This window comes from Aurantibacter sp., from assembly GCF_042094015.1.
In the GTDB taxonomy this organism is placed as follows: domain Bacteria; phylum Bacteroidota; class Bacteroidia; order Flavobacteriales; family Flavobacteriaceae; genus Aurantibacter.
This window is the reverse complement of the sequence record NZ_JBELDZ010000069.1, coordinates 1-12,294: the sequence shown is the minus strand read 5'-3', so window position 1 is coordinate 12,294 and position 12,294 is coordinate 1. Positions and strand designations below refer to the sequence as shown.

At 30.5% G+C, this 12,294-nt stretch carries 13 protein-coding genes; 10 read left to right on the top strand and 3 right to left on the bottom strand.

Going from position 1 to position 12,294, the window contains the following annotated elements; all coding sequences use genetic code 11:
- Positions 1 to 131: 131 nt before the first annotated feature.
- The gene (gene rseP / locus ACFDSN_RS09770; RefSeq protein WP_375239667.1) at positions 132 to 1,472 is read right to left on the bottom strand and encodes an RIP metalloprotease RseP; all 1,341 of its coding nucleotides are present in this window, start codon (positions 1,470 to 1,472) and stop codon (positions 132 to 134) included.
- 157 nt (positions 1,473 to 1,629) lie between these two features.
- Here rseP and ACFDSN_RS09765 point away from each other — a divergent pair, with 157 nt between their 5' ends.
- The 3 genes from ACFDSN_RS09765 to feoB all read left to right on the top strand — a co-directional run bounded on the left by ACFDSN_RS09765 (position 1,630) and on the right by feoB (position 4,702).
- Positions 1,630 to 2,304 carry an SCO family protein gene (locus ACFDSN_RS09765; RefSeq protein ID WP_375239666.1) on the top strand — a complete coding sequence of 225 codons (675 nt, stop codon included), beginning with the start codon at positions 1,630 to 1,632 and terminating at the stop codon, positions 2,302 to 2,304.
- A gap of 72 nt (positions 2,305 to 2,376) precedes the next feature.
- Entirely contained in the window at positions 2,377 to 2,610 is a 234-nt protein-coding gene (locus tag ACFDSN_RS09760) for a ferrous iron transport protein A (protein ID WP_375239665.1), read from the top strand.
- Complete coding sequence (gene feoB / locus ACFDSN_RS09755) at positions 2,603 to 4,702, top strand: ferrous iron transport protein B (protein WP_375239664.1); 2,100 nt, start codon at positions 2,603 to 2,605, stop codon at positions 4,700 to 4,702. The genes ACFDSN_RS09760 and feoB overlap by 8 nt, the downstream gene beginning before the upstream one ends.
- 159 nt (positions 4,703 to 4,861) lie before the next feature.
- Here feoB and ACFDSN_RS09750 read toward each other — a convergent pair whose 3' ends face one another.
- Positions 4,862 to 5,278 carry a hypothetical protein gene (locus ACFDSN_RS09750; protein ID WP_375239663.1) on the bottom strand — a complete coding sequence of 139 codons (417 nt, stop codon included), beginning with the start codon at positions 5,276 to 5,278 and terminating at the stop codon, positions 4,862 to 4,864.
- Between the two features lie 119 nt (positions 5,279 to 5,397).
- On the opposite strand from ACFDSN_RS09750, the gene ACFDSN_RS09745 reads away from it, so the two are divergent.
- Genes ACFDSN_RS09745 through nadD form a run of 7 tightly spaced genes read left to right on the top strand, consistent with a single transcriptional unit; the run spans position 5,398 to position 11,468 of the window.
- A complete protein-coding gene (locus ACFDSN_RS09745; protein WP_375239662.1) occupies positions 5,398 to 6,057 on the top strand; it encodes a metal-dependent transcriptional regulator in 660 nt (219 codons plus the stop codon).
- A complete protein-coding gene (locus ACFDSN_RS09740; RefSeq protein WP_375239661.1) occupies positions 6,044 to 6,844 on the top strand; it encodes a transporter in 801 nt (266 codons plus the stop codon). The genes ACFDSN_RS09745 and ACFDSN_RS09740 overlap by 14 nt, the downstream gene beginning before the upstream one ends.
- A gap of 24 nt (positions 6,845 to 6,868) precedes the next feature.
- On the top strand, positions 6,869 to 7,780 hold the full coding sequence (locus ACFDSN_RS09735; RefSeq protein ID WP_375239660.1) for a metal ABC transporter solute-binding protein, Zn/Mn family: 912 nt from the start codon (positions 6,869 to 6,871) through the stop codon (positions 7,778 to 7,780).
- Positions 7,781 to 7,799: 19 nt separating this feature from the next.
- On the top strand, positions 7,800 to 8,537 hold the full coding sequence (locus ACFDSN_RS09730; RefSeq protein WP_375239659.1) for a metal ABC transporter ATP-binding protein: 738 nt from the start codon (positions 7,800 to 7,802) through the stop codon (positions 8,535 to 8,537).
- Positions 8,538 to 8,581: 44 nt separating this feature from the next.
- Positions 8,582 to 9,685 (top strand): metal ABC transporter permease, encoded by a 1,104-nt coding sequence (locus tag ACFDSN_RS09725; protein WP_375239658.1) that lies wholly within the window; start codon positions 8,582 to 8,584, stop codon positions 9,683 to 9,685.
- Positions 9,678 to 10,838, top strand: coding sequence for a metal ABC transporter permease (locus ACFDSN_RS09720; RefSeq protein ID WP_375239657.1), 1,161 nt, complete (start codon positions 9,678 to 9,680; stop codon positions 10,836 to 10,838). The genes ACFDSN_RS09725 and ACFDSN_RS09720 overlap by 8 nt, the downstream gene beginning before the upstream one ends.
- A 51-nt stretch (positions 10,839 to 10,889) precedes the next feature.
- Positions 10,890 to 11,468: a nicotinate (nicotinamide) nucleotide adenylyltransferase gene (gene nadD, locus ACFDSN_RS09715; protein WP_375239656.1), complete on the top strand. Its 579-nt coding sequence runs from the start codon at positions 10,890 to 10,892 to the stop codon at positions 11,466 to 11,468.
- A 61-nt stretch (positions 11,469 to 11,529) separates the two neighbouring features.
- On the opposite strand, the gene ACFDSN_RS09710 is transcribed toward nadD, so the two are convergent.
- Positions 11,530 to 12,294, bottom strand: a 765-nt coding sequence (locus ACFDSN_RS09710) for a nicotinic acid mononucleotide adenyltransferase (protein WP_375239655.1), incomplete at its 5' end; no start/stop codon positions are given.

Genomic DNA, 12,294 nt, shown 5'->3' with positions numbered 1-12,294 from the left:
ACTTAGGACCCTCTGATTAACAGTCAGATGCTCTAACCAACTGAGCTAAAGAGGAGTGTTTTGTTATTGAGGTTGCAAATATATAAGGTTTTTAAATATTCGCAAAGTTTTTTTTTATTTATTTCAAATTATTAATTAAATATTGCTTTAAAAATATCATTTCCATTAGCAAACAAGACTAAAGCTATTAAAATAAAGAATCCAACCGTTTGTGCGTATTCCATAAATTTATCGCTTGGCTTACGTCCAGAAATCATTTCATACAATAAAAACATAACGTGTCCTCCATCTAAAGCTGGAATTGGTAATAAGTTTAAAACTCCTAACATAATAGATAAAAATGCTGTTATACTCCAGAAATTTCCCCAGTTCCAAGTATCTGGAAAAACATCGTAAATAGCTTTAAAACCACCTACACCTTTATAAGCTCCTGTACTTGGGCTAAAAATTTGTTTTAACTGACCAAAATACCCCGAAATCTGAGAAGTGAATTTATCGTAACCAACACCAAAACTTTCACCAAAAGAATATTCATTTGTTACAATATTAAAATATCCTAATTCTGCAGATTTATTTGGAGAAACACCTTGAACAATCCCTAACTTACCATTGTTATCAATTTTTAAATTAGCTGACACTAATTTTCCTTTTCTTAAAACCTCAACAGGAATTGTTTGGTTTTTAGAATTTTCTGCAATTTGAAGTACTTGATCTAAAAACTTAGCTTCCTTACCGTTTAAGGTTTGAATAATATCATCTTTTAACAAGCCAATATTTTTATTAAGTGAAGAATCAGGTATTTCATAAACTACAAAAGGAATACGAAGTTCAAACATACTTCTATCCTTACTTGTAGATAATTGTCCTAAAAAATCCTCAGGCAAGTTTATTACTTTTTCTTCACCATTTCTATTGAATGTAATTGATTTAGCGCCAATTATACTGTTTCTTATTTCTAAATACTTTTCAATTTGTTTATCATCAACTTTTAGTACTTGATCTCCTGTTTGAAAACCTAAATTAGTCATTAAAGGGTTCTCAACAGCATAACCAGCTTTCATACTTTTTGCATCATAATCTGCATCTCCATAAGCAAAAGACATTACTATATAAATAATCAACGCTAAAACAAAATTTACAAAAACACCGCCAAGCATTATAATTAAACGTTGCCAAGCTGGCTTAGATCTAAATTCCCAAGGTTTTGGCTCTTCTTTCAAAGCTTCGGTATCCATACTTTCGTCTATCATACCGGCAATTTTTACGTATCCACCTAAAGGCAACCAACCAATTCCGTATTCTGTTCCTCCAATTTTCTTTTTAAATAGTGAAAATTTCACATCAAAAAATAAGTAAAACTTCTCTACACGAGTCTTAAATGCTTTTGCAGGAATAAAATGTCCTAATTCGTGTAAAACAATAAGTAAAGACAAGCTTAATAGAAACTGTCCAATTTTTATAATAAATTCCATTTGGGTTATATTCAGTAAATAATCGCCCAAAAGTACATATTTAAGCTTAGTTTAAAAAAATTAAAGGACATTGAGTTTTAAGATTAACAGTAATTTATGTCTTTATTCTATTTCTAATGAAAATCTAACTCGTATTTTTGTTTCAAGAAACATTATTATGTCATCATCTTTCAAGGAGTATAAAAATTTTGGATTGTTTTTTTTAGTATTATCCATTTTAATTATGGCTATTATTTATTCTATTTTAAAAGTAGAAAAGATACTTCCCATTTACCAACCAGCACTAGTAAATATCGAATTAGTAGACAGTACAATTCAGCATAAAAAAAAATACCATAAAATAGCTGATTTCTCTTTAATTAATCAGAATGGAGAAACTGTTACTCAGGAGGATTTCAAAAATAAAATTTATATAGCAGATTTCTTTTTTACAACCTGTCCAACTATTTGCCCAATAATGACAGATCATATGTATGACATTCAAAAAGAAATTTTGAACGATAGCGATATTATGTTACTATCTCATTCAGTAACACCAAAAATCGATAGTGTAGCACAACTAAAGCGTTATGCTAAGAAAAAAGGAGTTAACGATAAAAAATGGCATTTAGTTACTGGCGATAAAAAACAGATATACGAATTAGCAAGAAAAAGTTACTTAGCTGTAAAAACTACTGGAAATGGTGATAAATATGATATGATTCATACCGAAAACTTTATACTAATAGATAAAGAACGCCAAATACGCGGGTTTTATGACGGTACAAATCCAGAAGCTCTAAAAACACTTTTAGAAGACTTAGAAACATTAAAAAATAGCTATAAAGATTAGTTTATTGTCTATTTTTTTTTTGACTGAACATTTTCTATTATTTTTACTTCTTTAAAATCAATCTAAATAAGCTTGAGTACAACACTAGCAGACTTAAAAAAGGGAGAAACAGCAGTAATTACTGATGTTTCGTCTACCGAAATACCTCTAAAACTCTTAGAAATGGGTTGTTTACCAGGCAATAACGTTCAATTGGTTCAAATAGCGCCTTTTTCAGACCCATTATACCTAAATGTTAATGGTAGCCATTTAGCTATTAGAAAAGAAACTGCTATTCACGTTTTAATCGAAAAAACTAATGAGTAAACAGATAAACGTAGCTTTAATTGGAAATCCAAACACAGGAAAAACATCTGTTTTTAATGCCTTAACAGGTTTAAATCAGCAAGTAGGAAACTATCCAGGGATTACTGTAGAAAAAAAAGAAGGGATTTGTAAATTAGACAGAAACCTTAAGGCTCATATTATAGATTTACCAGGAACTTATTCTTTAAACGCATCTTCTTTAGATGAAAATGTTGTTATTGAATTACTTCTAAATAAAAACGATAAAGATTTTCCAGATGTTGTTGTTGTTGTAAGCGATGTAGAAAACCTAAAGAGGAATTTATTACTTTTTACTCAAATTAAAGATTTAGAAATACCAACCATTTTAGCTATTAATATGGCAGATAGAATGGATTACAAAGGTATTTCTTTAGACATACCACATCTAGAAAAACATTTAAAAACAAAAATAGCTCTAATAAGTACGCGTAAAAAAACGGGAATTAATGAGCTTACAGAACTAATCCAAAATTATAAAGAAGTCTCTTCTGAGCCTTGTTTGCACGCTTCTGAAATAGATAAAGAGTATTTTAACAGACTTCGTAAAGCATTTCCGAATCAGTTATTATATAAACTTTGGTTAGTTATTACCCAAGATGTTAACTTTGGAAAAACAGACCGAAAAGAGATTAATGCTATTACCAGTTTCAAGACAAAATCTGAAAGCGATTTAAAAAGACTTCAACAAAAAGAAACCATAAAACGCTATCAATTTATTAATAACGTTTTAAAAATTGGACAAACTGTAGATGCATCTCTAGCCAAAGACTTACGCAGTAGATTAGACAGAGTTTTAACTCATAAAATTTATGGCTACTTAATTTTCTTTTTAATTCTTCTTACTATATTTCAAGCTATTTACGATTGGTCTAGCGTACCAATGGACTTTATAGACTCTGCTTTTGCACATTTTAGTGAATGGACTAAAAATGCTTTACCAGCAGGAGATTTTACCAATTTATTAGCCGAAGGAATTATTCCCGGACTTGGTGGAATTGTTATATTTATCCCACAAATTGCTTTTTTATTCTTGTTTATTGCTATTCTTGAAGAGAGCGGTTATATGAGTCGTGTGGTCTTTTTAATGGATAAGATTATGCGACGTTTTGGATTAAGCGGAAAGAGTATTGTTCCTTTAATTTCAGGAACTGCTTGTGCCATTCCGGCTATTATGGCAACCAGAAATATAGAAAGTTGGAAAGAACGTTTAATTACTATTTTAGTAACACCTTTTACAACCTGTGCGGCACGTTTACCTGTTTACTTAATTATTATTTCTTTAGTTATCCCAGAAGGTTCGTTTTTTGGCTTAGGTTATCAAGCTTTAACCTTAATGTTATTATATTTAATTGGATTTGGATCTGCGGTATTTTCCGCATACTTATTAAATAAAGTCTTAAAAATTAAAAGTAAAACGTTTTTTGTAGTAGAAATGCCAAACTACAAACTACCATTATTTAAAAATGTAGCCCTAACTGTTCTAGAAAAAACAAAATCTTTTGTAGTTGGCGCAGGAAAAATAATCTTAGCTATTTCTATTGTTCTTTGGGTTTTAGCTTCTTATGGTCCAGGAGAAAACTTTAATAATGCTGAAAATATTGTAACTCAACAATTTGCATCAGATAATTTAAACGAAGAAGAATTAAACAAAAAAATTGCATCTCATAAATTAGAACATTCATTTATTGGAATTGCAGGTCACGCTATAGAACCAGCAATAAGACCATTAGGTTACGACTGGAAAATTGGAATTGCTATAGTTAGTAGTTTTGCTGCTCGTGAGGTTTTTGTAGGAACTCTAGCTACTATATATAGCGTTGGAAGCGACGATGAAGAAACGATTAAGAACAGAATGGCTTCTGAAATAAATCCAATAACTGGAGGAAAACTTTTTACATTTGCTTCAGGAATATCACTATTACTTTTTTATGCATTTGCAATGCAATGTATGAGTACTTTGGCTATTGTAAAGCGTGAAACTAATAGTTGGAAATGGCCAACTTATCAATTAGTAGTTATGACTGCTTTGGCGTATCTTGTAGCTTTAGCAAGTTATCAATTCTTAAAATAAATAGAATCTATGAACCCTTTTATTCAAAAAGTTTTAGTTATTACTGCTTTACTAATTTCATTAAGTTTTTTAGTCTCTAAATACTTCTTACCAAAAAAAAAGAAAAAGGATAAAGACTGCGGAAATGGTAGTTGCGGATGTTAATTTCAAAAATCAGGCTTAAATTTGCCTTTTTTCAACTTTAAAAATATAGTCTTTGTCTTCGGTTTTATTATTATAAACTGGGTAAGGTAGTAAGTCTACTGCAAAAACTTTAATTGTTCTATCTTCAAAAACTAAAGGATAATTATTAGGATGATTAGCTGCTTGAATTACAATTTCTTTACGTTTTATAATCTCTCCTGCTTCAATAATTTCTACTAAAATTTTAGCTTCTCCAGCTCTAATACAATTTACACCTTTTGGGCAACGTGAATCGCTCAACACTTTAATTAACTCAATAGAAACACTATTTACTTGTATTGGAATATTTAAGTGTTGCTGCATAGTAACTCTTGGTGCTTTAACTTTAACAGAGTCTTGTGCGCTTATTGAAAATGTAAAAAATAGTGCAATTAGAATTAAATAAGGTTTCATATATAATTAATTTATTTGACGAAGATACTACAATTATTAAACCACACTAAAATTAAAATATTTTAGTTATATTTGAAAAATATTTAAGCACACTTAAAAAAGTAATTAATTTAACAAAAATGTCTGTAGCTGTAGAAAATTTTATTAAAACTATTTATAAGAATAATTTAAATAGTGTTAACGATACCAAGCCAGGAAGTATAGCAAAGCACTTACAGATTTCTAATGCGGCTGCAACAGATATGGCTAAAAAATTAGCCGAAAAAGAGTTGCTTAATTACGAAAAATACAAGCCTTTAAAGTTAACTTCTAAAGGCGAAAAAATAGCATTAAACGTTATTAGAAAGCATAGGTTATGGGAGGCGTTTTTATTTAAAACCTTTGATATGTCTTTACACGATATTCATCGAGAAGCTGAATTACTAGAACATGAAACTTCTAATTTTTTAGCCGAAAAGATAAGCGCATATTTAGGTCATCCAAAATTTGATCCTCACGGTGATCCTATTCCTAATAGTGACGGAGAAATTACAACAACAGATATTTCAATTTCTTTAGAAAAATCTGTAGAAAACAAGACATATACTATTGCACGATTAATGAGCGATGATAAAGATTTCTTTGATTTTTGTGCTCAAAATGGCTTAAAGTACGGAAACACCTTAGAAGTAGTAAAGCAGTTTTCTAACACAAAGATGACCCAGATTAGAATTAACAATAACACCATTTTATTAAACCAAGATTTTACAAAAATTATTTATGTCAATGAAATTAATTAAAACCTTTTTAACCTTAGTTATATTATCAGTTTCAAATTTAAGTTTTGCTCAAACAGAAACTAAAACCGAAGAATTAGGAGCTTTAATAACGGATAGACCAGATGCTACAGAATCACCTACTGCTGTGCCAAAAGGTTTTTTACAAGTAGAAACTGGTGGTTTTTACGAGAGTTTTGAAGAGAATTCTATAAAAACAGAAAACTTTATTTACAATACCACATTAGTTCGTTACGGTTTATTAGATAATTTAGAATTGCGTTTAGGTTGGAATTTTATTGAAGGCCAAACCTCTATAAACGGGAAGAAATTAGAAAATGTAACTTCTGGATTTGATCCTTTACTATTAGGATTTAAAACTACCATTTCCAAGGAAAAAGGTGCAATGCCAGAAATTGGCTTTTTAGGGCATATGTATTTACCTTTTTCAGCATCTACAGATTATAAGCCAGAAACTACGGGTGTAGATTTTAGATTTTCGTTTGCACATACCTTATCCGAAAAATCGAGTATAGCTTATAATATTGGCGCAGCTTGGGGAAACGATTCGCCTGAAGCAGCTTACATTTACACAGTAGCTTACGGCTATAGTATTACAAATAAAATTGGCGTTTATGCAGAGATTTATGGAGATTTTCCAGAAGACAATAAAGCTAACCATTTATGGGATGCAGGTTTAACGTATTTAATTAATAAAAACGTGCAACTAGATGCAACTGTTGGGTCTAGTATTACAAAAGGTCAAGATATATTATTAAGTGCAGGAATTAGCTTTAGAATTCCTAAATAAATCTATATTAAAAACGAGTAAAAAATGAAATTTAAAATAATAACATTAGCCCTAGTAACTACACTTTTTAGTTGTAAAAATGAAAAAGCTGATAATGATAAATTAAACGTAGTTACTACGACAACTATGATAACCGATTTGGTTAAAAACATTGGAGGAGAACACATCAACCTTAAGGGATTAATGGGTTCTGGTGTAGATCCGCACTTATATAAAGCAAGCGAAGGTGATGTAACAAAATTAGTAAATGCCGATGTTATTTTTTACAACGGTTTACATTTAGAAGGTAAGTTGGTTGAGGTCTTCGAAAAAATGGAACGTCAAAATAAAACCCAAGTACCTTTAGCAGAATTTCTAGATAAATCAGATTTAATTGGTAGCGAATACTTTGTTTCTAATTACGATCCACATGTTTGGTTTAATATTGAGTATTTTAAACAATTTGCAAAAATAACAGCTTCAATATTAGCAGAAAAAGATCCTAAAAATGCGGCTGCGTACAAATTAAATGAGCAACGTTTTTTAACAGAACTAGAAGCCTTAGAAACTAAAGTTACATCTACTATAGCAACATTACCAAAAGAGAAACGCATATTAGTAACAGCGCATGATGCTTTTAATTATTTTGGTAAACAATATAATTTTGAAGTCGTTGGCCTACAGGGTTTAAGTACTGCAACCGAAGCTGGAGTAAAAGATGTTCAAAAATTAGCAAACTTTATTATTGAAAAGGACATAAAAGCTGTTTTTATAGAAAGTTCAGTTCCCAAAAGAACTATTGAAGCCCTACAGGCTTCTGTAAAAGCTAAAAATCACGAAGTAGAAATTGGAGGAACATTATATTCTGATGCCTTAGGAACTTCTGGAACAAAAGAAGGAACCTATACAGGTATGTTTAAGTATAATGTGAATACAATTGTAAATGCACTGAAATAGATAATACATAAACTTATTTATGGCAAAGAATATCGCAATAAAAGTAGACGATTTAACCGTTGCTTATAATTACAAACCTGTTTTGTGGGATATAGATTTAGAAATTCCTGAAAGTGTTTTAATGGCTATAGTTGGGCCAAATGGTGCAGGAAAATCTACACTTATAAAATCTATTTTAGGGATTTTAAAACCTATTGCAGGAAGCGTTTCTATTTACGGAAAACCTTACAATAAGCAACGACATTTGGTAGCGTATGTACCGCAAAAAGGAAGTGTAGATTGGGATTTTCCAACCACAGCTTTAGATGTTGTAATGATGGGAACATATGGCGCATTAGGTTGGATAAAACGTCCTGGACAAAAAGAAAAAAAAGCAGCATTAGAAGCTTTAGAGAAAGTAGGAATGTTACCATTTAAAAGCCGACAAATCAGTCAGCTTTCTGGTGGACAACAGCAACGAATTTTCTTAGCGAGAGCTTTAGTCCAAAATGCCTCAATCTATTTTATGGATGAGCCTTTTCAAGGAGTAGATGCAACTACAGAAATTGCTATTATTAATATTTTAAAAGAATTACGAAAAGAAGGAAAAACAGTCATTGTAGTTCATCATGACTTACAAACTGTTCCAGAATATTTTGATTGGGTAACCTTTTTAAATGTCAAAAAAATTGCAACTGGACCAGTAAAAGATATTTTTAATGACGATAATTTAACTAAAACTTACGGAATTAATTTTAAAGTAAGTGTGCAAGAATAATTGTTATAAGTATCACTAATTACAACTATAGACTAAAATTATAAATGGATTTTAACGATTATACATTTCAGGTTATTGCAATTGGAACTGCTATTCTAGGGGCTGTTTGTGGTATGCTTGGTAGTTTTGCCGTTCTAAGAAAACAAAGTCTTCTAGGCGATGCTATTTCTCACGCAGCTTTACCAGGAATTGCTATTGCCTTTTTAATTACAGGAGCAAAAGACAGTAACATATTATTACTTGGTGCTTTAGTTAGTGGTTTAATTGGAACGTTTTGGATTAGGGGAATTATTACAAAAACGCATTTAAAATCGGATACCGCATTAGGGTTAATTTTGTCTTTATTTTTTGGATTCGGAATGTTGTTATTAACTTTTATTCAAAAGCAACCTAATGCAAATCAAGCAGGATTAGACAAATATTTATTTGGACAAGCTGCGACTTTATTAATAGAAGATGTTTGGTTAATGGCAATTGTAACAGGATTATGCTTAATCGTTTTACTCTTGTTTTGGAAAGAATTTAAACTCTTATTATTTGACGCAGATTACACAAAAACACTAGGTTTCAATATTAAATTTATAGATGTATTAATTACTAGTTTTATTGTTTTAGCTATTGTTTTAGGTCTACAAACTGTTGGTGTAGTATTAATGAGTGCTATGTTATTAGCTCCAGCAGCAGCAGCTAGACAATGGACAAACAGCTTAGCAAAAATGGTATTTTTAGCAGCTATATTTGGAGCTTTTTCTGGTGTATTTGGAACCATAATTAGTGCTAGTCAAAACAACCTTTCTACTGGACCAGTAATTGTTATTGTTGCTGGAATTTTCGTAATATTCTCGTTTATATTTTCGCCAAGTCGTGGTTTATTATTTAAACAGATTCGTTTCATGAAAAACAGACGAGATTTAAAACTTCACAAAACTTTAGCTTTTATGTATGGAATTGCAGAAACACACGAAAATGTTTCGCATCCGCACACCATAAAACTATTAAATAATTTTCAAGGTTTTACAAAAAACACTTTAAAATCCTTAGAAGAAAAAAACTACATTACTATAACTGGAACTGAATGGAGTTTAACTCAAGAAGGCTTTAAAACCGCTAGTAATTTATATAACCAACAATCTCAAAACAATGAATAACGCACAAATTGAAATTCAGCTTATTGCTAGTTTAGTTGCTATAGCTTGTGCAATTCCAGGAACGTTTTTGGTATTGCGAAAAATGGCAATGATTAGTGATGCTATTAGCCATTCAATCTTACCAGGAATTGTAATTGGTTTTTTTATAACACAAGATCTAAATTCACCTTTACTATTGTTTTTAGCCGCTTTCACAGGTATTATTACGGTTGTTCTAGTAGAATATATTCAAAAAACAGGATTGGTAAAAGAAGATACCGCAATTGGTTTAGTGTTTCCCGTTCTTTTTAGTATAGGAGTAATTATGATTGCTAAAAACGCCAATGATGTCCATTTAGATGTTGACGCAGTTTTATTAGGCGAATTAGCTTTTGCACCATTTGATAGATTAATTTGGCTTGGGACAGATGTTGGACCAAAGTCTTTATGGTTAATTGGAAGTATTTTAACAGTAACTATAGTCTTGCTATTAGCCTTTTTTAAAGAATTAAAAGTGAGCACATTTGACGAAGGTTTATCGGCTTCTTTAGGGTTTTCACCTATAATAATTCATTATGGATTAATGAGTGTTTCATCGGTTACTACTGTTGGGGCTTTTGAAGCTGTTGGAGCTATTCTTGTTGTTGCTCTAATGATAGCTCCAGCTGCAAGTGCATACCTATTAACTACAAATCTTAAAAAAATGTTGATTATAGCCGTAATATTAGGTGTTTTTTCAGCAATTTCAGGTTATTGGTTGGCTCATTATTTAGATGCATCCATTGCCGGTAGTATTACTACAATGTTAGGCCTAGTCTTTTTGTTGGTCTACTTATTTGCACCAAGTAAAGGTGTTATTGCTGTACTTTATAGAGAAAAGCAACAACGAACAGAAGTTTCTTTATTAACATTCTTACTGCATCTTAAAAACCATGATGAGTTAGAAGAACGACACGTTAATCATTTAAGAGAGCATATTAATTGGCAAAAAGTAAGAGCTAAATCTGTTTTAGAATTGGCTTTAAAAAATAACATGATTTCTATAGAAAAAAACATTGTGTCTTTAACCAATAAAGGTGATGCTTTTACCAGTAAAGCTATTGATTATATTATTACAAATGAAGATGCGCAAATAGAAGATATGAAAGATGATTTCTTCTTGTTTAGAGGATAATTTTACATTTTATTAATTCGTATTTTTGTATGATAAAAACAGCATTCTAAAATGAAAGTAGGCTTATATTTTGGTTCTTTTAATCCCATACACATTGGGCATTTAATTATTGCTAATCAGTTGGTAGAAAATAGCGATTTAGATCAGGTTTGGTTTGTAGTTACACCACACAATCCATTTAAAAAGAAAAGTTCGCTTTTAGATAATCACCAACGTTTAGAAATGGTGTATTTAGCAACAAAAGATTACGATAAGTTGCAACCTTGCGATATAGAATTTAACTTACCTCAGCCTAATTACACAGTTAATACCTTATTTCATTTAAAAGAAAGGCATCCTAAAAATGAATTTTCTATTATTATGGGCGAAGACAACTTAAAAAGCTTTAATAAATGGAAAAATTTTCAAGCCATTTTAGACGATTACCATGTGTATGTGTATCCTAGAATATCGGAAGGCACAATAGAAACTCAGTTTAAAAATCATCCAAAAATTACAAAAGTAGAAGCGCCAATAATAGAATTGTCTTCTACATTAATTAGAAATAGTATTAAGGCTAATAAAAATGTAAAACCGCTACTCCAACAAGATGTTTGGAAGTATTTAGATGAGATGAATTTTTATAGATAATTCAAAAAACCCCAACACTAACCAAAGTGTTGGGGTTTTACTTAACTAACTAAATTCCTAATTATTTACGTGTTTTAGGCTCACGTGTATTTTCTACTTTTGGCGTATATTGTTTACGTTTCTTTTCAGCAGATGTTTTGGTTTTATCTATGGTATTTCCTTCTTTGTAATAAGCAATATAACCTCTACCTGTAAACTCATATAAAGTTCCAGAACTTGCATGAAACAACTCAATCCTTTGGTCGTTTACTACACTTAATTCAAAATGTTCGTTAGCAAAATAATCGTAATCTAAAATTAAATGTTTTTGATACATATTTCCTGACACATTATTTACACCATAAACTCCTGTGTAATCCCAATATAAATTATTTGGGTTAGTTGTAACTAAATCTTGAGAACTTCTAAATTCACTATCATTATTCCCAGTTAAAAACTGTAAGTAATTTTCGTTATCAAACTCATTTAAGTTTCCATAAACACTTGTATATGTTTTTTCCCAAGCTTCATATTCTTGTAAGAAATAATGAATATTATCATAAAAAACCATATCATAATCAAATCCACTTCTTTGAGATCCGTGTAAAAAGTAAGATGTATCTGTATAAATATTATACAATTCAATCGTGTTATAATCTACTTGATACACATCAAAACTTGTGTAACCATCAATTACATGGTTAACATCTAATATCATATTATATGCATCATAATCACCTATATCTACACCAAAACCATTTCCTTGGCTTCCAATACCAACTAAATTATTGTTAGCGTATAAAATGCCATTTCTAAAACTCATAGTAAAAGCAATTTCCATAAATGG

Coding starts and splice junctions, on each gene's coding strand:
- feoB (WP_375239664.1), top strand. CDS start 2,603: ATGAGTAAACAGATAAACGTAGCTTTAATTGGAAATCCAAACACAGGA.
- ACFDSN_RS09740 (WP_375239661.1), top strand. CDS start 6,044: ATGAAATTAATTAAAACCTTTTTAACCTTAGTTATATTATCAGTTTCA.
- nadD (WP_375239656.1), top strand. CDS start 10,890: ATGAAAGTAGGCTTATATTTTGGTTCTTTTAATCCCATACACATTGGG.
- ACFDSN_RS09730 (WP_375239659.1), top strand. CDS start 7,800: ATGGCAAAGAATATCGCAATAAAAGTAGACGATTTAACCGTTGCTTAT.
- ACFDSN_RS09745 (WP_375239662.1), top strand. CDS start 5,398: ATGTCTGTAGCTGTAGAAAATTTTATTAAAACTATTTATAAGAATAAT.
- rseP (WP_375239667.1), bottom strand. CDS start 1,472: ATGGAATTTATTATAAAAATTGGACAGTTTCTATTAAGCTTGTCTTTA.
- ACFDSN_RS09725 (WP_375239658.1), top strand. CDS start 8,582: ATGGATTTTAACGATTATACATTTCAGGTTATTGCAATTGGAACTGCT.
- ACFDSN_RS09750 (WP_375239663.1), bottom strand. CDS start 5,278: ATGAAACCTTATTTAATTCTAATTGCACTATTTTTTACATTTTCAATA.
- ACFDSN_RS09735 (WP_375239660.1), top strand. CDS start 6,869: ATGAAATTTAAAATAATAACATTAGCCCTAGTAACTACACTTTTTAGT.
- ACFDSN_RS09720 (WP_375239657.1), top strand. CDS start 9,678: ATGAATAACGCACAAATTGAAATTCAGCTTATTGCTAGTTTAGTTGCT.
- ACFDSN_RS09765 (WP_375239666.1), top strand. CDS start 1,630: ATGTCATCATCTTTCAAGGAGTATAAAAATTTTGGATTGTTTTTTTTA.